Below are 19,424 nucleotides of genomic sequence, written 5' to 3'. Positions count from 1 at the left end.
GGAACCGTAGGAGAGTGTCCGTCGACATGGAAGAACGCACTTTTCCGTGACTGAGTCACCTCGTGGTGACCATGCAGTTCACGGGCGGCTCGGCCGATGAACGTCATCCGATCGCGTGCGTTGCGGCCTGAATGGCGTGGGGCTGCTGGAGAAGGTCGGTATTGTCCGCCCACTGGTCCACACTTCCCACCAGAGGCAACGTGCGCAGCTCCGGGTCCGTGACGGTTCGCGCGAGCGCCTGTGCGAAGCGCTCGGCGTGCAGGACCAGGAACGGACGCGCATGGTAGGGCCGGGGCTTGGGGTCCACCGGCGCGATGAGTCCGGACGCGTTCTGCTGTGCGGCGACGGACTCGTAGACATCGCACAGGTGCGCCTCCCGCGTCGCGTAGTCCGTCGCCGTCAGCACACCGCGCAGCGCCGGGGTGAGCGACTCGGCCACCGGCAGTCGGCTGAACGCGCTGCCGAGCCACTTGCCGTAGGGGGCGTATCGACGCTCCAGAAGCAGGCACAGACGCATCACGTCCCGCACCAGACGGGCGGCCACGACGGCCGAGCCGATGTCGTCACCGACTTCCGCGCACCGCCCCACGAACGCCTCTTCCTGCGAGACGCGCTGCCACTGGCACGCCAGCAGGTACCGCCACACCTGCTCCGGGTACCACTCCAGCCTGTTCCGCACGGCGGTGAGCGTGCCGAGCGCGTCGCGGAACACCGCACCACCGGTGGTCTCGGCGAGCCGCTGCTGCGGCATGGCCAGCCATTCACGAGCGATGAGCCCCGCCTCGGCCGCAGCCGGTCCGAGCCGCTCGGCCAGCCACCCGTGCACGTCGTACACGTCTACGCGGTGGTTGACGGGGCCGTCGGTCAGCCGCATGCGGCCGACCGGGTCGAGCGGATCGTCGCTCTCCTGGAAGTGGGTGGGCCAGCCTCGCACCTCCTTCGGCAGCCGCTCGGCCAGGATCCGGCGGATGTCCGCACCATGCCGAGCGTGATCCGCGGCGGTCAGGAAGATCTCCAGTCGCGGGCCCCACTCGTGATCCGCCGACCGCGGGGTGTCGAAGCCCAACACCTCGGAGCCGCTGCCGACCCGGGCAGCCGCATACCGCAACCCGGGAAATGCCTCTTCGAGGAGCGGTCGCACCGCCTCCTCGTACAAGACCTCGGACAGCTCGATGCCGGGCATGAACCTGGCCCCGGAGATCGTCATGAACCAACTGTGCTGGACTCCCCCACCAGGACGCCATGGATTATCCGCGTCCTGCGCCAGTCGTTCAGAAGTCCATTTCCACGTAGTCGATGTCGGTGAACTCCACCAGGAGACCGTCCGCGCGGCGGCCGCTGTCCTTGAAGTAGATCTCCTGGAGCCCTTCGGCGGCGATGTCCCGGAGTTGCTGTTCGGTGGCGCCGGTGGACTGGGCCTCGAAGAGGCGGGCCGCGTAGGCGGGGGGCAGGTGCTGGGTGATCAGGCGGATGCGGCCGTCGTCGGTGGAGCCGGGGGCGGCGGTGAAGCCGAAGCGGGCCCGGGTCTCGATGACGATGCCGGTGGCGGTGGCGGCCTGCTTCCTGGCCCGGGCGCGCACCCGGGGCTGCCAGTCCTTGCGCACCTCGTCGGCGAGGCGGGCGGCGAGGTCCTTGCGGGGGCGCTTGAACTGGCCGGTGAGGTAGCGCTCGACCGTGCACTGCGATACGCCGAGCCGTCGCGCGACCGCCCTGGTGGAGCCCTTCTCCTGCTTCACCAGGAAACGCATCTGCGCGGGGGCGGACTTCGGGATGGGGCGGGTGAAGGTGGCCTCCGCGGCCTTGTCGAGGCTGTCGCCCATGATGCCCATCGTGCTCGTCCTCTTCCCTACTCACCGTCGATCGCGGCGTCGGTGCCCTTGATGTGGCGGGCGGGGTTGTGGCCCTCGTCGGCAGGAAGTCGAGCGGGCTCGGGCCGTTGGACAGGTAGACGACGCAGTCCGAAAGGACGGCCACGGGGAAGAGCCCGGCGTCCGCGAACTTGCGCATCTTGCGGTGCATGTTCACCCGGGCGGTGGAGATGACGGCGGCGCGGATGTCGGGGCGCCAGGTGGGGCGCTCCAGGGCGGGCCAGCGTTCGCCGGGGCGGTAGCGGGCGCCCTGGGGCCGTTCGCGGAGCTTGCCGATGCCGCCCTTGACGGTGGCCTTGATGGCGGACAGGACGGCGGCCTGCCCGGGGTCGGCGTGCTTGTGTCGCTCCATGGCGGCGAGGAAGTCCTGCGGGCTCATGCCGGACACCACGCCGAGCCGCTCCATGGTGGCCATGTAGGCGTCGCGCAGCCGGGTGTACCAGGCGTCCAGGTAGGGACCTGTTTCGGGGCGGACCCACGCTTCGGCGGGCCGTACCTCGTGGCCGAGTTCCACGGCGTACGCGACGGTCGGCGTGGCGTACCAGGCGGGGCCCTCGGGGCGGTTGCCGTGCGGGGTGAAGGGGTTCGGGAGGCGCGGGTCGAGGTCGATGTGGGAGAGGTCGACCAGCCAGCTGCCGGGCAGCGCCTTGTCGAAGGCGGGCCCCTTGAGGTGTTCGGGCGCCCCGAGCCCGACGTTGAGGCGGTTGGCGGCGGCGGCGAAGGCCATGTTGACGTCGATGCCCACGGCATGGGTGTGCGCGCATTCGGCGTCGGTGAGCAGCTCGGGGTCGCGGATCCAGTCGTACGCCTCCTCGTCCAGCGTCTCGGCCGGGGTGCGCTGGTGGCCGCGCGGGTACAGCTGGGCGACGACGGGGTGCTCGTCCGGTGCCTCCGGGGGCGCCGGGTCGACCGGCGCGGTGAGCGAACCGGGCTGCGGGCCGGACGACCACGTGCCGGTCGCCTCGTCCTTCACGGCGCGGGTGGGCGGGCGCAGGGCGGTCATCAGCTCGAGCCCGGTGACGGCGGTGGTGCCGCGCGGGGTGATGACGCGGGTGGCGTAGTCGCCCAGGACGCGGGCCAGTTCGGCCGGGGCGAACTTGTCGGCGTTCCCCCAGGCGCGGGAGTCGAGCGCGCCCCAGGGGAGGACGGCGAACTGGACGCAGTGGCGCCTGCTGCCCTGCGCCGGGCGGTAGACCCAGGCCCAGGGGCCGAAGCCGCGGCGGGTGAGCTGCCACTTGGCCCTGGTGATCTGCTTGACGGCCTTGTGGTCCTCGGGGCAGTCGCAGGTTGCGGCGGTCCGTCAGTTCGGCGGGCAGTCCGAGGCGTTCGGCGGCGGAGGCGGTGAGGACGAGCAGGGGGTCGGCGTCCTTGCCGTTGCGGTGCAGCCGGGGGGCGCCCAAGTGGCCCTCGGTCAGGGTCCAGGTGACCGGGGTCGGGATGTCCTTCAGCGGGCAGTCGAGGACGAGGCCGCCGGTGCAGTACGCGGATCCGTCGCCGTCCACGACGGCCAGGGGGCCGTTCGCGAAGCGGGGGTCGGTGCCGCCGGGCGGGGCGGTGGCGGGCGGTGTTGCGGGAGTCTTGCGCGTCGTGGATTGCCCGGTGGGCCGGTGCCGGGTTGCCTGCCGCGGGGCCGGGCGGTGGGGCGCCGCGGATTCCGTGGCGGGCGGCGTGGTTTCCAGGGTGGGCGGTCCGGACTCCTCCGCGGGCGGCGGGACCGCCGGTGCCGCGGGGGGGGAGACACGGGGACGGCCGGGGGTGCGGGAGGCGCAGGGTGCGACGCCTCGGGGGCCGGGGCCGGGGCCGGGGCCGGGGCCGGGGCCGGGTACAGCTTGGCCAGTTCGCTCAGGAAGTGGGCGTATGCCTCGCGCTGCGGCGGCCGGGGATCGGTCTTCCCGCTCTCCCAGTTGACCACCGTCGCGCGGCGCACCTGCAATGCCTTGGCGACCTGCTCCTGGCTCAGGCCGTGTGCCTTGCGCAGCCGCAACTCGGACATGGAACGCCTCCCGCCCCCGTTATACACAGGAGCGGACTTCCGGCGCACATATCGCGGACAGCCGCGCGGAGTGGCCGGCGGTGTGCGTGGCCTACCGTTCGGGGGCGTAGAAACCCGTGGTGGCGCGGGCGGCGGCCGCCGCCACGTCGGCCGGTGCGCCGGACGCCTCGTACGCCGCGCCCCAGGCCTCGCTGCTGCGGGTCGCATACTCCCGCGCCTCGTCCGATCCCTCCCACGCGGCCGGGTCGTCGATCGATTCGCCGCGCAGGTGCAGGCCGAGGCCGAGGAGGGCCAGGTCCCAGCCGACTCCGGTGGCCCCGGGGCCGAACCGGTCCCAGAACTCGGCGGGGACGACAGCGATGTGCTCCAGCTCGAACACGGTGCGCTCGTCGCCGTCGGCGGTCAGCCGCACCTCGACCTCGCTGAAGCCGGGGTTCTCGCCGAACAGCCAGCTCACCGCGAGCAGTCGCGGGGGGTCGCAGCGCAGGATCTCGCCGCCCGCGTTGCCCTTCAGCTGGTAGTGGCCGCCGAGTCGCAGGTCGCCACTGACGGGCAGGAACCAGCGGGCGATCCGCTCACGGTCGGTGCACGCCTCCCAGACATCCTCGATCGCGGCGTCGTAGGTGCGGCGCAGCAGTACGGTGCGGGCGTCGCCTTCGGGGACGGCGCGGCTGCCGACCGCGCGGTGGACGTGGTTGATCTGGTCGACGATGTCGCTCATGGCTGCTCTTCCCTGTCGGTGCGGCGATGGGCGTCGCCGCCGTGCTCGTCGCGCAGCCGCCGCTCTCGCTTCCCGCGTGCCAGCTCGGTGCCGAGGGCGTCCAGCCGCTGCTCCCAGAAGCCGCGGAACCGGTCCAGCCACGCGTCGGCCTCGCGCAGGGGCTCGGCCTCGACGGCATACAGCCGCCGAGTGCCCTCGGCCCGCACCGACGCGAATCCGGACTCGCGCAGCACGCGCAGATGCTGTGAGACCGCGGGCTGCGAGATGCCGAACTCGGCGCGGATGGTAGAGCTGACGGTGCCTGATGTCTGTTCGCCTTCGGCGAGCAGCTCGAGTATCCGGCGCCGTACGGGATCTCCCAGTACGTCGAATGCGTGCACGTCAGGACTATTTCACCCGCGACTTATATAAGTCAACACTTAGACAATGGAACGGCAGGGCTAGGTCGAGACGTCGTCCAGATCGCCCCACTGGGCGAGCAGGTCCTCCTCGGTGGGTTCGGGGCCGGGGGCGGCGGCGGTGAGTGACTGCTCGGCCCAGATGATCTTGCCGGTGGGGGTGTAGCGGGTGCCCCAGCGCTGGGCGAACTGGGCCACCAGGAACAGGCCCCGGCCCCCCTCGTCCGTGGAGGCGGCGCGGCGCAGATGGGGTGAGGTGCTGCTGCCGTCGGACACCTCGCAGATGAGGCTGCGGTCGCGGACGAGGCGGACGTTGATGGGGCCGGTGCCGTAGCGAATGGCGTTGGTGATCAGCTCGCTGAGGATGAGTTCGGTGGTGAAGCCGCTCTCCTCAAGGCCCCATCCGGCCAGCCGCCGGGCGGCCTCGGAGCGGATTCCGGCGACGGCGGCGGGGTCGGAGGGGACGTCCCACTCGGCGACGGAGTCGGGGTCCAGCAGGTGGGTGCGGGCGACGAGGAGGGCGACGTCGTCCCTCGGCTGCGGGGAGGTCATCGCATCGAAGACGGCCCGGCAGATCTCCTCGGGGCCGCGCCCGGGATGGCCCGCCAGAGTGCTGCGCAGGAGGCGGAGGCCGGTGTCCCGGTCGCGGTTGCGGTCCGCGACCAGGCCGTCGGTGTAGAGGGTCAGGCGGCTTCCCTCGGGCAGCAGCAGCTCGGTCGTCTCGACGGGTTCGCCGCCGAGGCCGAGCGGCGGGGCGAGGGGGACCTCGGGGAAGGTGACGGTGCCGTCGGGGTACGTCAGGGCAGGACCCGGATGGCCCGCCCGGGCCATGGTGCAGCGGCCGGTGACCGGGTCGTAGATCGCGTACAGACAGGTGGCACCGCTGATCGGCGCGACGTCGGTTTCCGCGGCGGCCTGGTCCTGGTCGAAGCGGGTGACCAGCTCGTCGAGATGGGTGAGGATCTCGTCCGGCGGCAGGTCCAGGGCGGAGAAGTTGTGCACGGCGGTCCGCAGCCGCCCCATGGTGGCGGCGGCGTGCAGTCCGTGGCCGACGACATCGCCGACGACCAGGGCGACTCGGGCGCCGGGCAGCGGGATGACATCGAACCAGTCGCCGCCGACGCCGGCCTGGGCGGGCAGATAGCGGTGCGCCACCTCCAGGGCGTCCTGCTCGGGCAGGCCCTGCGGCAGCAGGCTGCGCTGGAGGGTGACGGCCATGGAGTGCTCGCGGGTGTAGCGGCGGGCGTTGTCGATGGCGACGGCGGCGCGCGCGACCAGCTCCTCGGTGAGGGCCACATCCTCCTGGTCGAACGGCTCGGACTTCTCGGAACGCCAGAAGGTGGCGATGCCCAGGGTGACGTCCCGGGCGCGCAGCGGAATGGTGATCATGGAGTGGATCCCGTACTCGACGATCCGTACGGCCTGCTCGGGATCCTGCTCCTGCCATCCCGCGAAGTCCCGGATGTCGGCGTCGAGCACCGGCCGCCCGGCGCCGAAGCCGAGCGCCTGCGGCGCGCCGCGCACGTACGTCGTCCGCTTGCCGACCCGCCACAGCGGGTGGTCCTCGCGGATGCCGAAGGTGGCCGTACGCACCATGTCGTCGCCCACGGGCTCGTCGCCGCGCATCACCGGGTCCACCAGGTCGACGGTGGCGAAGTCGGCGAACCACGGCACCGCGAACCGGGTCAGCTCCTCGGTGGTCCGGGAGATGTCGAGGGTGGTGCCGATCTTCGCGCCCGAGTCGTACAGCAGCCGCAGCCGCTTCTCCGCCACCTCGGCCTGGCCGGACAGCGCACGGAGTTCAGTGGTGTCACGGAGGGTGGCGACGCTGCCGGCGAGACCGCCGTTCCACTGGGTGGAGCGCTGGTTGACGGCCAGCAGCCGGTCCCCCGCGAGATGCACCTCGTCGGTGGCCACCCGGCCGGAGGCCAGCAGCTCGGCGGTGCGCGGTTCCAGCCCCAGGTCGCGGACGGGGCGGCCCTCGGGGTCCGGGGGCAGGTCGAGCAGCCTGCTCGCCTCGTCGTTGACGAGGACGAGGCAGCCGTGGCCGTCGACGATGAGCACGCCCTCGCGTACGGAGTGCAGCACCGCGTCGTGGTGCTCGTACATGCGGGTCATCTGGGCCGGGCCCAGGCCGTGGGTCTGGCGCCGCAGCCGCCGCCCCACCAGGGCGGTACCGGCGGTGGCGAGGGCGAGCGCGCCCCCGGCCGCGCCGAGGACCAGCGGCAGCTGGCGGGTGACCCGGCCGCTGACGTCATGGGCGGTCATCCCGGCGCAGATCACGCCGACGACCTTTCCGTCGGCCCTCCGGATCGGGACCGTGGCCTGCACTTCCTTGCCGAGCGGGCCCTGCACCGTCTCCGTGACGACCTTCCCGCGCAGCGCGGGCTTGTAGTTGGCGACGAGCTGATGGCCGATCTGCTGGGGCAGCGGGTGGGTGTAGCGGACGCCCTTGGGGTTCGCCGCGACGACGAAGTTCAGGCCCGCCCGCTTACGGACCTGCTCGGCCCGCGGCTGGAGCACGGCGGTCGGATGGCGGGATGTCATCGCCTCCGCGGTGCCCGGAGAGCCGGCGAAGGCCTGGGCCACGGCGGTCGACCGGTTGATGGCCTCCTGCTCGCTGTCGTTCCGGGCCTGGAGGACGAGCGCGAGGGTCGCCACGGCGATGAGCATGACGACGACGATCGCTTGCACGGCAAACACCTGACCGGCGATGCTGCGCACGCCCAGCAGGGAGCGCAAACGCCCCCGCGACCGGACAGGCCGGGAGTGCTTCGATCGACCGAAAAATCCGATCACCCCCTATTCCTAACACCTCACAGCGCCGGGACGTGAGCAGCCGGAGTGAGACAGTACCCCGGACCGGCCGGTTCATACGTTCCCGTCACACCCCGGTGATCGCCGGTGGCGCTGCGTAGGGGTTGGAACGGCGGGAGGGAGGGGAGGACCCTGCCGCCGGGCCATGGTTCCCGTGTCCGTCCGGCAACCGCACCACGTGTTGTCCGATCACGGCCGCCGCCTCCGCGCGCGCGGCCCGGTGAGCATGGAGGCGAGTGCCGTTGTCGACACGTCAGAGACCCCGGATACGGATCGGGACCCGGATCAGGGCCACCGTCGGGGCCGTCGTCCTGTCGGTGCCGGCCCTGCTGGTGCCGGCCGCCGTATCCGGCCCGGCCGCGGCCGACGGGCGCGCCGCGGGCGTCCCCGGTGTGATCCCGGCGCCGGTGCGGTGGACCGGCCAGGAGGGCGCGTTGCGACTGGCCGCCACGGCGGCGGTGGTCGCGCGGACGCCGGAGCTGCGCGGTGACGCCGGGACGTTCGCCGACGACGTGGCCGACGCGACGGGGCTGCGGCTGTCCGTGGCGACCGGCGGGGACGGCGCGGCGGGCGATGTGGTGCTGGGCGTGGACGCGTCCCGGAAGGATCTGGGCGCCGAGGGGTACGAACTGGTCGTCGGCGGCTCCGTGCGGATCACCGGGGCCACGGCCGCCGGGGCGTTCCTCGGGACCCGGACCGTGTTACAGATGCTCGGCGGCGGGCGCGAGTTGGCGCACGGCCGGACGGTCGACGTGCCGCGGTACGCCGAGCGCGGGGTGGGGGTGTGCGCCTGCTACATCCACGTCTCCCTGGGCTGGTTCGAGCGGCTGATGCGCGACATGGCGTATCTGAAGCTGAACCAGCTGTGGATCGAGGCGAAGGTGGTCAGCGACGACTACCCGAAGACGAGGTTCTGGGGCTACTACACCAAGGACGAGGTGCGGCGGCTGTCGGCGATGGCCCGGAAGTACCACATCACGCTCGTACCGGAGATCAACTCCCCCGGGCACATCGACCCGTATCTGCAGAACCACCCCGAACTCCAGCTCACGGACACGAAGGGGACCCGGTCGCCGGCGCGGCTGGACATCACCCGGCCCGAGGCGTTCGCCTTCTACACCGGGCTGCTGGACGAGGCGCTGGCGGTGTGGGACACCCCGTACTGGCACATGGGCGCGGACGAATACATGCTGGGCTCGGACTACGCCGCGTACCCGCAGATCGCCGCGTACGCCAAGGCCAGGTACGGCGCCCGGGCCACCCCGCAGGACGCGTTCGTGGACTTCGTCAACCGGGTCGACGACCATGTGCGCGTCGGCGGGCGCACCCTGCGGATCTGGAACGACGGGCTGACCGGCGACAACACCGTCCCCGTCAACAAGGACATCCGGGTCGAGCACTGGATCGCCGAATCCGGGCAGCCGCCCTCGGCCCTGCTCGCCCAGGGCCATCAGGTGATGAACGCGACCTACGCGCTCTATCTCATCCGCGGCGGCTCTCCCATGAAGACGCGGGAGCTGTACGAGAGCGACTGGACGCCGTTGCGCTTCGAGGGCGAGACGCTGAGCGGCCCCCAGCCGGGGATCACCGGGGCGAAGATCTCCATGTGGCCGGACTCGGCGGCGGCCCAGACCGAGAACGAGGTCGAGACGGAGGCGTATCTGCCGTTGCGCTTCCTCGCCCAGGCCGCCTGGGGCGGCCCGAAACCGGCCGCCACGTACGACGCGTTCAGCGCGCTCGCCCGCGACATCGGCCACGCGCCAGGCTGGGAGAACACGGTGCGGCTGCCGGTGAAGGACGGCCGTTACGCCCTCGCGCTGCCCGGCTCCGCGGCCCGGCTGACCACCACGGGCGGCGGCGAGGGCGCCACCGCGCGGTTCGGGGAGGACGGCGGCGCGGCGTGGCAGGTGTCGGCCACCGCGGACGGCTACTACACGCTCCGCGCCGTGCGCGGTGGCGCGGCCACCGCCTACTGCCTGGACATGGTGAAGGGGGCCCGCTACCTCGGCGCCCCGCTGGAGGCGGGCGCCACGGTCACCACGCAGACGTGCTCCGCCACGGCCCGCACCCAGCGGTGGCAGCTGACCGGCACCGGGACGCGCGTGCGGCTGGTCAACGCCATCTCCCGGCTCGGCCTCGCCCGGCGCGCCGCCGACGGGGTCGCGGTGCAGCAACCGCCGGACCAGCAGGCGGCGGCCACCCTGCGCCCGGTGGCCGCCACTCCGCCCGCTCGGGACCGCGGATGACCTGAGCGTTTCGACGACATGACGCTCCTGGCCGCTGACGGCGCCCGTGACGCCCGTGACCTGAACCGGACCCGTGGTGGTGAGCCCGGGATCGGCCTATTCTGCGCACGCGTTGATCGACTTCCTATGGAGGACGCATGACCGTCGGCAGCACTCCCTCCCGGGCCGTGGTGGTGGGCACCGGATCCCGTGCGCAGATGTTCACCACCGCGCTGGCCCGCCGCCCCGGGCTGCGGGTCGCCGCGCTCTGCGACCCGAACCCCGTGCGCATCGCCCACCACCAGCGGCTGCTGAAGGAGGCCGGTGAGCCGGAGGCTGCCGCCTGGAGCCCGGAGGACTTCGAGCGCCGACTGCGTGCGGACGACATCCAGGAAGTCGTCGTGACCTGTGTGGACGCGCTGCACGACGCCTACATCGTGCCCGCGCTGCGGGCCGGTTGCCGGGTGGTCACCGAGAAGCCGATGACCACCGACGCCGCCAAGTGCCGCCACATCCTCCGAACGGTGGAGGAGACCGGCAACCATCTGGCGGTGGCCTTCAACTACCGCTTCAACCCGGTGCACGAGGAAGTCCACCGGCAGCTGTCCTCGGGTGCCATCGGCGAGGTGCTGTCCGTGCACTTCGAGTGGTTGCTGGACACCCGGCACGGCGCGGACTACTTCCGCCGCTGGCACCGCGAGAAGAGCCACAGCGGTGGACTGATGGTGCACAAGTCCAGCCACCACTTCGACCTGGTCAACTGGTGGCTGGGGGCCAGGCCGCAGGAGGTCTTCGGCTACGGCAGGCTCGGCTTCTACGGCCGTGAGGCGGGCGAGCGCAGCGGTTACCGCCGCGAGTACGAGCGGGCCCACGGCGCGTCCGCCGCGCAGGACGACCCGTTCGCGCTGGAGCTGGCCGACAACGACGCGCTGCGCTCGCTGTACCTGGACGCCGAGGGGGCGGACGGCTACCACCGGGACCGCAATGTGTTCGGCGACGGCATCACCATCGAGGACGACATGTCGCTGCTGGTGCGCTACGACACCGGCGCCACCATGACGTACCACCTGACCGCGTACTCACCGTGGGAGGGCTACCGCGTGATGTTCAACGGCACCCGCGGCCGGCTGGAGCTGGAGGTGGAGGAGAGCCGGTGGCAGCCGCCCGTGCTCGGCACCACCTCCGGCCGGGGCACGATCCACGGCGACGAGGCACTCGCCAACGCGGGCGGCCCGCGGGTGGTGCTGCGCCCGCTGTGGGAGCCGCCGCGGGAGGTGGCGCTGCCGGCGTTCGACCACGCGGGACACGGTGGCGGGGACGAGCGCATGCTGACGGCGCTGTACGGACCCCTGAATCCCCTCGCCCCGGCGGCGGACACCGGGGCACCGGCCGCCACGGACGGCTCCGACGCGTCGAAGCAGCGGGCCACCGAGGCGGACGGAGCCCTCGCCCTGGTCACGGGTCTGGCCGCGAATGAATCGTTTGTCAGCGGAAAGCCCGTGGCCACGGCGGATGTGGTGCCCGGACAGCACACCTAGGCGCTCAGCCGTTCCTGCCGGGCCGTGAGTTCCAGGCCCATGTGCTGGGCGAGGCCGACGGCGAGGGCCGCCACGGTCGGGTGCTGCCAGACGAAGTTCCCGGCGAGCTTGATGTTCAGGCCGGTTTCCAGGCGTACCCGCAGCTCCATGGCGAGCAGCGAGTCGAACCCGAGGGACTTCAGCGGGGTCTGCGGATCGAGGGTGGTGCTGCTCAGCCGCAGGACGACCCGGATGTGGTCGGTCAGATACGCCTCCAGGGCGGCGCGGCGGGCGAGTCCGGCCGGGATGGCGGTCAGCCGGGCCCGGATGTCGTCGGTGTTCTCCTGGGCGTCGGCCGGTTGCTCCTCGCCGGGGAGGAGCAGTCCGAACAGGGACGAGTGGTGTCCGGCGGCCGGGATCCAGCTGGTGGGCTCGCCGGGGATGACACCGGTGTGCGTCCGCCCGTACGCCAGGAGGGTGCCGAACGCGCGGAGCCCCTGGTCGGTGGGGATGGTCTGATATCCGCGGTCGGCGAAGCCGGTGGCGACACCGGTCTCGCCCCACGGACCCCAGTTGACGGCCAGGGTCCGCAGGCCCTGGGCGGAGCGCCAGGCGGCGAAGCCGTCCAGCCAGGCGTTCGCGGCGGCGTAGGCGCCCTGCCCGGGGTTGCCGAGCAGCGAGGCCATGGAGGAGAACACCGCGAACCAGCCGAGCCGCGTCCCGGCCGTTGCCCGGTGCAGCCGCCACGCGCCGGTGACCTTCGGTGTCCACACCCGGTGCAGCTGGTCCTCGTGGATGTTGGTGACCACCGCGTCGTCGAGGACCATGGCGCAGTGGACGACGCCGTCGAGCCGTGCCCCGTCCGCGGTGGCGGCGGCCACCAGCCGGTCGGCGGTGCCGGGGCAGCCGATGTCGCCGAGGATGACGGTGACCCGGGTGCCGGTGGCCGACAGTTGGCCGAGGGTCTGCGCGTCGGCACCACCGGGTGCGGTACGGCCGTTGAGCACGAGGTGGCCCGCGCCCTGGCCGGCCAGCCAGCGGGCGGTGGCCAGGCCCAGCCCGCGCAGTCCCCCGGTGATCAGATACGTGCCGCCCTCGCGCACCGGGACGGGCCCGTCGGGCAGGACGGCGCTGATCTCGCCCCGCTGCGGGAGGGTGAGCACCAGTTTGCCGAGGTGGCGGGCGCCCGCCATCTGCCGGAACGCCTCGGTGGCATCGGCCAGCGGATAGGTGGTGCACCGCAGGGGCTTGAGGCGGCCGGCGGCGAACTCGTCGAGGACCTCGTGCAGCATGGCGGCGAACACCGCGGGGCGGGAGGTCTGGAGTTCCACGAGGTCGACCGTGCTGAACGTGATGTTGTGGCGCAGGGGCGCGAGCCCGAGCGGGGCGTCGGAGAGGATGTCGCGGACGCCGAGTTCGATGAAGCGGCCGAAGGGGCGCAGCGACTCCAGCCCGGCCCGGATGGCCGCGCCGGACAAGGAGTTGAGGACGACGTCGACGCCCTCGCCGCCGGTGGCCTCCCGGATCTCGTCCCGGAAGTCGAGCGAGCGGGAGTCCATGACATGGCTGATGCCCAGGGAGTGCAGATGGCGGCGCTTTTCCTCACTGCCCGCCGTGGCCAGCACCTCGGCGCCCAGCAGCCGGGCGACGGCGATGGCGGCCAGTCCGGTGCCGCCGGTGGCCGAGTGGATCAGCACCCGCTCGCCCGCCGTGACCCGGGCGATGTGGCGCAGCGCGTACCAGGCGGTGAGGAAGGCGAGGGGCAGTCCGGCGGCCGTGGCCGGGTCGAGGCCGTCCGGGATGGGTCCGGTGCAGTCGGCGGGTACGACGGTGAAGGAGCCGAAGGCGCCGCCGCGCGCGTCGGCCGCGACGACCCGGTCGCCGACGCGGACGTGGTCGACGCCGGGGCCGACCGCGGTCACCTCACCGGCGCATTCGAAGCCGAGCCGGTAGCGGACATCCGTGTCGCCGGGGAGCAGGCCCATGGCGGTGAGGACGTCGCGGAAGTTCATGCCCGCGGCCAGGACGCGCAGTTCGGCCTCGCCGGGGCCGGGCGGGCGCCGTCCGGCGGTGGCGAGTTCCAGGGTGCCCAGGTCCCCGAGGCGGCCGGCCCGCAGCCGGAAGCCGTCGGTGCCGCAGCGTACGGTGCGGGCGGCGGCCGTGGTGCGTTCGGTGTCGGTCAGGGGTGCGTAGGCGAGCCGGGCGGTGTGGCGTGTTCCGTCGCGGAGGGCGACCTCGTCCTCCGCGGCGTCGGCGAGGAGTTCGGGGACGAGGTCGAGCGGTGCGGCCGGGTCGGTGTCGACCAGGGTGGCGCGCAGTTCGGGGTGTTCGAAACCGAGCACCCGCACCAGTCCGCGCAGTGCGCTCTGCGCCGGGTCGGCCACGTCCCCGGGTGCCACGGCCCGGGCGCCGCGGGTGACGGCGTAGAGGCGCGGCGGGCCGGCGGGACCGCCGGGGACGGAGGCGAGGGCCTGGGCGGTGGCGAGCAGCCGCCGGGTGCGGCGCAGGGCGTCGTCGCCGCTGTCCTCGGTGCGTGTGTCCCCGGTGTCCGGTGCGGTGCCGCACAGGAGGACGACGCCTCGCGGCAGGGCGCCGGGGCCGGTCAGCCGGGCGGTGAGGTCGTCACGGAGGGCGTCGAGCGGTGCGTCGTCCAGCGGCGGGTCCCAGAGCCGGGTGGAGGCTCCGGCGGCGCGCAGTGCGTCGGCGGTGGCGCGGGCGGTGCCGTCGCCCTCGCCGACGACGAGCCAGTGGCCGGGCGGGCGTCCGTCGTCCGGGGCGGGCAGCGCGGTGCGTTTCCAGCCGATCTCCAGGAACCACTGGTCGGCCTCGGTGGTCTGCTGAGCGGCGCGGCGCGCGATCCGCAGGCCGTCGATGGCGAGGATCGGGCGGCCTTCCCCGTCGAGCAGCCGGATGTGGCCGACGAGGGCCCCGGCGGTGCTCTCGGCGGTCAGCCGGGCGTGGCAGTAGACGGCGGTGGCGGGGTCGCCGAGGATCCGGGCGGTCTGCATCCGGACGGGCAGCACCAGCCCCTGGTCGGCGTCGTTCAGGAGCCCGGCCGCCACGAGCTGGGCGCACAGGTCGACCAGCACGGGGTGGATGCGCAGGGCGTGTCCGGGGGTGCGGGCGGCCTCGGGGATCCGTACCCGGGCCCAGAAGCTGCTGCCGTGGCGGGAGGTGTGCACCTCGGTGATCCCGACGAACGCCGCGCCGTGTTCGATGCCCCGGGCCCGCAGGTTGGCGTACAGGGCGGCAGGATCGACGGGGACGGGGTGGCGCAGGGCCAGGGTGCGTACGGAGGCGGGGCGGGGCCGCGGGGGTGCGGCGAGGCGGCGCAGTACCGCACCGGCCTGTCTGATCCAGGTGCCGTCGTCGTCGCGTCCGAAGATCTCGCAGGTGGCGCGGTCCGCGGCGGCCACGGTGACCGTGGTGCTGAGGTCGGTGTGCTCGGCGATGGTGAGGAGTTCGTGGAAGCGCAGATCGGTGACCTCGACCTCAGTGGGGTCGGCGTCGAAGACCTGGCAGGCGGTGGTGAGCGCGAGGGCGTAGTAGGCGGCGCCGGGCAGGACGGGGGTGCCGTGCACCCGGTGGTCGTCCAGCCAGGGAAGGGTGGCGGTACCGGTGCTCGCGCGCCAGGAGTGGCGGAGGGATTCGCCGGGCACTTCGGTGTGGCTGCCGGGCAGTTCACCGGCGGACCGGCCGGAGGTGTCGGCGGCGGGCGCGGGGAGGGCGGGGGTGGCCCAGTGGGGAGTGCGGTCGAAGGTGATGGCGGGGACGTCGGCGAGGTCGCCGTCCCCGTACAGGTGTGCCCAGTCGACGGGGACGCCCGCGCAGTGGAGGGCGGCGAGCTGGGTGCGGAAGGTGGTGGTCTCGTCCTCGCCGCGGCGCAGGGTGGGCAGGACGACCGGGTCCCGGGTCAGTTCGGCGAGGGTCCGGGCCACGGGATGGGTGACCACGGGGTGCGGCGAGATCTCCACGTACACCAGGTGGCGATCGGCCGCGGCGGCGGCGAGCGCGGCGGAGAAGCGCACCGGGCGGCGGAGGTTGGCGCACCAGTAGGAGGCGTCGAAGGCGGGCACGTCGTGCGGGTCGTCGAGGACGGTGGTGTAGAAGGGCACGTCCGGCCGCCGGGGTGTGAGATCGGCGAGGACGGTGCGCAGTTCGGGGAGGAGAGGGTCGACCTGCGGGGAGTGCGAGGCGACGTCGACGGCGACCAGGGCGGCGGGCACGCCACGGGCCTCCCAGTCGGCGACGAGGCGTTCCACGCGTGCGGTGTCCCCGGCCACGACGGTGGAGCCGGGCGCTGCCACGACGGCGACGGTGACGGCGCCCGAGGCGTCGGCGGAGCTGTCCAGTTCCGCCTGGACCTCCTCGGCGGGCAGGCCCACGGTGGCCATGGCGCCGTGTCCGGCGACGCGGGTGAGCAGCGCGGAGCGGCGGCAGATGACCTTGGCTCCGTCGGCCAGGGAGAGCGCCCCGGCCACCACGGCGGCCGCCACCTCGCCCATGGAGTGGCCGATGACACCGGCCGGTTCGACGCCGTGGGCGCGCCAGGTGGCGGCGAGGGCGGTCTGCAGGGCGAACAGCACGGGCTGGACGCGGGCACAGCCGGTCACCGGCTCGCTCGCGCGGATGATGTCGAGCACCGAGAACCCCGCCTCGGCGGCGATGAGTGCGTCGGCCTCGGCGAGCGCGGCGGCGAAGGCGGGCTCGCGCTCCAGCAGTCCGCGTCCCATGCCGGGCCATTGCGAGCCCTGACCGGAGAACACCCACACCGGCCGCCGGGACACCTCGGCGCCCACGGCGCCGGTCACCACGGCGGGGTGGGCCCGGCCGGTGGCGAACGCCCGGAGGGCTTCGCCGAGTTCGCCGTGGCCGGTGGCGGTGACGCCGAGCCGGCCACGGCCCGCGGCGCGGCGCAGGGCGAGGGTGTGGGCGATGTCGCGCAGCGGTACGGCCGCGCCGTCGCCCTCCAGCCAGTCGGCCATGCGCCGCGCCGCGACCGGCAGCGCGGCGGGGGAACCGGCCGGGAGGAGGACGATGTGCGGGTCGGTGGTGGTGGTGTGGTGGGGCCGCCGCGCGCGGGGGCGGGCCGGGGTGGCGGGCGGCTGTTCCAGCACCACATGGGCGTTGGTCCCGGAGAACCCGAACGAGGAGACGGCCGCGAGGCGGGGGCCGGTGCGCACGGGCCAGGGGGTGAGCTCCCGGGGGACGAAGAAGCGGGTGGCCTCGGCGTCGATGGCCGGGTTCCAGCGGGTGAAGTGCAGATTGGGCGGGATGCGGCCCTCGTTCAGGCAGAGGATGGCCTTGATGAGGCCGGTGACCCCGGCGGCGGGTTCGAGGTGGCCGAGGTTGGTCTTGACGGACGCCAGGGCGCAGCGGTCGCGGCCGGTGCCGTACACCTGGGCGAGGCTGGTGAATTCGACGGGGTCGCCGACCGGGGTGCCGGTGCCATGGGTTTCGATCATTCCGACGTCACGGGCGTCGATCCCGGCGCGGGCGAGCGCCTCCTCGTACAGGGCGCGCTGGGCGGTGGGCGAGGGTGCGGCGAGCCCGTCGGAGTGGCCGTCCTGGTTGACGGCGGAGCCGCGCAGGACGGCGAGGACACGGTCCCGGTCGCGAAGGGCGTCGGGGAGGCGTTTGAGGACGACGATGCCGCAGCCCTCGCCGCGTACGAAGCCGTCGGCGGCGGCGTCGAAGGCGTGGCAGTGGCCGGTGTGGGAGAGCATGCCCATCCGGTCGAAGGAGCGGGTGACCCGGGGCTCGAACATCAGGGTGACGCCGCCCGCGATGGCGAGATCGCATTCGCCCGCGCGCAGCGCCTGGGCCGCGAGGTGCACGGCGACCAGGGAGGAGGAGCAGGCGGTGTCCAGGGCGAGGCAGGGTCCCTGGAGGCCGAGGAGGTAGGAGATCCGTCCGGCGGCGACGCAGTGCGCGTTGGACAGGGACGAGCCCTGCTGCTCCGGGGCGTGCCGCTCGAGGCGGTCCGCGTAGTCGTTGTAGCTGAGGCCGGTGAAGACGCCGGTGGAGGTGCCGGTGAGTCGGTCGGGCGGTGTTCCGGCGTGCTCCAGGGCCTCCCAGGCCACTTCCAGCAGCAGCCGGTGCTGCGGGTCGAGGACGTCGGCCTCGCGGCCGGAGACGCCGAAGAAGTCGGCGTCGAAGCCGGACACGTCGCGCAGGTAGCCACCGACGGCGGGCAGCCCGGAGCCGTCCTCCGGGCCGGTGGCGGGCGGTGGCCCCCACAGGGCGGTGCGCTCGGCGGGGGGCGCGGCGACCGCGTCCCGTCCCTCGGCGAGCAGGTGCCACAGGGCGGCGGGCGAGTCGATGTCACCGGGGAGCCGGCAGCCCATGCCGACCACGGCTATGCGGGTGGGCGGGCGGCCGGAGGCAGGGGTGTTCTGACGCATCGGGGTCTCCGTGGGGGTGTTCGGCCTGTGGGGTGGAGGCCGTGAGGGGGCGGGCGCGGGCTCAGATGGCGTCCGGGCTGCCCAGCAGCATGGCGTGCTTCACGCCACCGATCTGGTAGTTGAAGCTCAGTGCGTAGTCGAAGTCGAGGGGCCGGGTGCGGGTGCCGGGGACCGGGTCGAAGGGCAGTCCCTCGGCGGGTTCCTCGCAGTTGGCGGTGGGGCACACCGCGCCCTGTTCCATCATCATCAGGGTCAGGGCGGCGCCGACACATCCGATGGGCGAGCCGTGATGGCCGAAGCAGGCCTCCTGGGTGCTGACCAGGACGGAGCTGTCCGGCCCGTACAGCTCCCGGATGGCGCCCGCCTCCAGGGCGGTGACGGCCGCGCCGCCGTCGCAGGCGCCGTTGATGTACGGGATCTGCTCGATCCGCCACCGGTCGCCGAGACAGGCGCGGACGGCCCGGACGAGCTGTGCGCCACTGGGATCGGTGGCGAGGGGGTTGTCGAGGCCGTCGCGGGTCATGGCGGTGGCGAGCACCTGGCCGTAGAGGTGTGCACCGCGGCGCAGGGCGTGTTCGCGGCTCTCCAGGATCACGGTCGCGGATCCCTCGCCGTGGTTGATGCACTCGGCGCGCCGGTCGTAGGGGCGCATGAGGGAGTCGAACGAGGCGACGAGGTCCGGCATGGCGGCGGCGTCCATCGCCTCGTGGGCGCGCTGCGCGCCCACTTGCACCCGCTGGCCGTGCTGGATCAGTCCGATGTCGAAGACATCGACCCCGGTCACCGCGGCCATCTCGACCTCACCGGTGGCGATCATGCGGCGGGCGTTGCCGATCTGTACGGCGGCGGACGAGCAGCCGCAGGCCACCGTGAAGCAGGGGCCGGTGGAGCGGGCCGCAGCGGCCTGGACGACCACGACGTCGGCGGGTGACGCGCCCAGCGCCGCCGTGACGAACATCTCCACGCCGTCCAGCGCGGTGGCTTCGTCCGACTGGGTGTTGAGCAGCGAGAGGTACACGCCGACGTTGGTGTCCACTCCACCGCGGCCGACGAGGATCGCCGCCTCGCTCAAGTCCCCGGCCCCAAGGTCCAGTTCGGCGTCGGCGCAGGCTTCCACCAGGGACACCAGGCCGAAGCGGTGGGCGTCGGTGTAGTGGCGGGAGAAGAACTCGGGGATTCCGGGGAGCCGTTCACCGAAATGTTCTGGGGTGAGGTTCACCGCACCGTAGGCGATGTCCCGCTGGACGAGGGCGGAGCGGCCGTGGGAGGCGATATCCCAGACCTGTCCCGCCGTGAATACGGGCTCGGCGTCGCCCGGCAGGCAGAAACCCAGACCGGTGACCACGGCATCCCGCGGTCTTTTCACAGCGCTCTCCTGAAGCTGATAATAGTTGTCATGACGACCACCTGATCATCGTTCGGAAACGATTGCGGAATAGAAGACGTTACGCCGCGGTAAGGACCGCCGGAAGGTTGTGCCG

The 19,424-nt window shown here is 73.0% G+C and carries 9 protein-coding genes and 1 pseudogene; 2 read left to right on the top strand and 8 right to left on the bottom strand.

Annotation, left to right across the window (positions count from 1 at the left end; genetic code table 11):
- Nucleotides 1-103: 103 nt before the first annotated feature.
- From ACH4SI_RS19440 to ACH4SI_RS19415, 6 genes and pseudogenes are all read right to left on the bottom strand, one after another.
- Nucleotides 104-1,207 (bottom strand): DUF4037 domain-containing protein, encoded by a 1,104-nt coding sequence (locus ACH4SI_RS19440; protein ID WP_398297080.1) that lies wholly within the window; start codon nucleotides 1,205-1,207, stop codon nucleotides 104-106.
- Between the two features lie 64 nt (nucleotides 1,208-1,271).
- The gene (tpg, locus tag ACH4SI_RS19435; RefSeq protein WP_398297132.1) at nucleotides 1,272-1,829 is read right to left on the bottom strand and encodes a telomere-protecting terminal protein Tpg; all 558 of its coding nucleotides are present in this window, start codon (nucleotides 1,827-1,829) and stop codon (nucleotides 1,272-1,274) included.
- 61 nt (nucleotides 1,830-1,890) lie between these two features.
- Nucleotides 1,891-3,849 (bottom strand): annotated as a pseudogene (gene tap / locus ACH4SI_RS19430) (telomere-associated protein Tap); the annotation flags it as partial.
- 103 nt (nucleotides 3,850-3,952) lie between these two features.
- Entirely contained in the window at nucleotides 3,953-4,582 is a 630-nt protein-coding gene (locus tag ACH4SI_RS19425; protein WP_398297078.1) for an SRPBCC family protein, read from the bottom strand.
- On the bottom strand, nucleotides 4,579-4,962 hold the full coding sequence (locus tag ACH4SI_RS19420; protein ID WP_398297076.1) for an ArsR/SmtB family transcription factor: 384 nt from the start codon (nucleotides 4,960-4,962) through the stop codon (nucleotides 4,579-4,581). Before ACH4SI_RS19420 ends, ACH4SI_RS19425 begins: the two co-directional genes overlap by 4 nt.
- 60 nt (nucleotides 4,963-5,022) lie before the next feature.
- Nucleotides 5,023-7,722, bottom strand: a complete 2,700-nt coding sequence (locus ACH4SI_RS19415; protein ID WP_398297074.1) for a SpoIIE family protein phosphatase — start codon at nucleotides 7,720-7,722, stop codon at nucleotides 5,023-5,025.
- Nucleotides 7,723-8,039: 317 nt separating this feature from the next.
- On the opposite strand from ACH4SI_RS19415, the gene ACH4SI_RS19410 reads away from it, so the two are divergent.
- Together ACH4SI_RS19410 and ACH4SI_RS19405 are read left to right on the top strand one after the other, a co-directional pair.
- Entirely contained in the window at nucleotides 8,040-10,043 is a 2,004-nt protein-coding gene (locus tag ACH4SI_RS19410) for a family 20 glycosylhydrolase (RefSeq protein WP_398297072.1), read from the top strand.
- Nucleotides 10,044-10,180: 137 nt separating this feature from the next.
- The gene (locus tag ACH4SI_RS19405) at nucleotides 10,181-11,560 is read left to right on the top strand and encodes a Gfo/Idh/MocA family protein (RefSeq protein WP_398297070.1); all 1,380 of its coding nucleotides are present in this window, start codon (nucleotides 10,181-10,183) and stop codon (nucleotides 11,558-11,560) included.
- Here the strand turns inward: ACH4SI_RS19405 and ACH4SI_RS19400 are convergent.
- On the bottom strand, nucleotides 11,557-17,943 hold the full coding sequence (locus ACH4SI_RS19400) for an SDR family NAD(P)-dependent oxidoreductase (protein ID WP_398297068.1): 6,387 nt from the start codon (nucleotides 17,941-17,943) through the stop codon (nucleotides 11,557-11,559). The two genes, ACH4SI_RS19405 and ACH4SI_RS19400, sit on opposite strands and share 4 nt — an antisense overlap.
- Nucleotides 17,944-18,004: 61 nt before the next feature.
- Nucleotides 18,005-19,309, bottom strand: coding sequence for a beta-ketoacyl synthase N-terminal-like domain-containing protein (locus ACH4SI_RS19395; RefSeq protein WP_398297066.1), 1,305 nt, complete (start codon nucleotides 19,307-19,309; stop codon nucleotides 18,005-18,007).
- Nucleotides 19,310-19,424 lie beyond the last annotated feature (115 nt).

The organism is Streptomyces sp. NPDC021212, assembly GCF_044332925.1.
Classification (GTDB): Bacteria; Actinomycetota; Actinomycetes; order Streptomycetales; family Streptomycetaceae; genus Streptomyces.
Note: the sequence above shows the minus strand (reverse complement) of the source record. Positions and strands in the feature narration are given on the sequence as shown.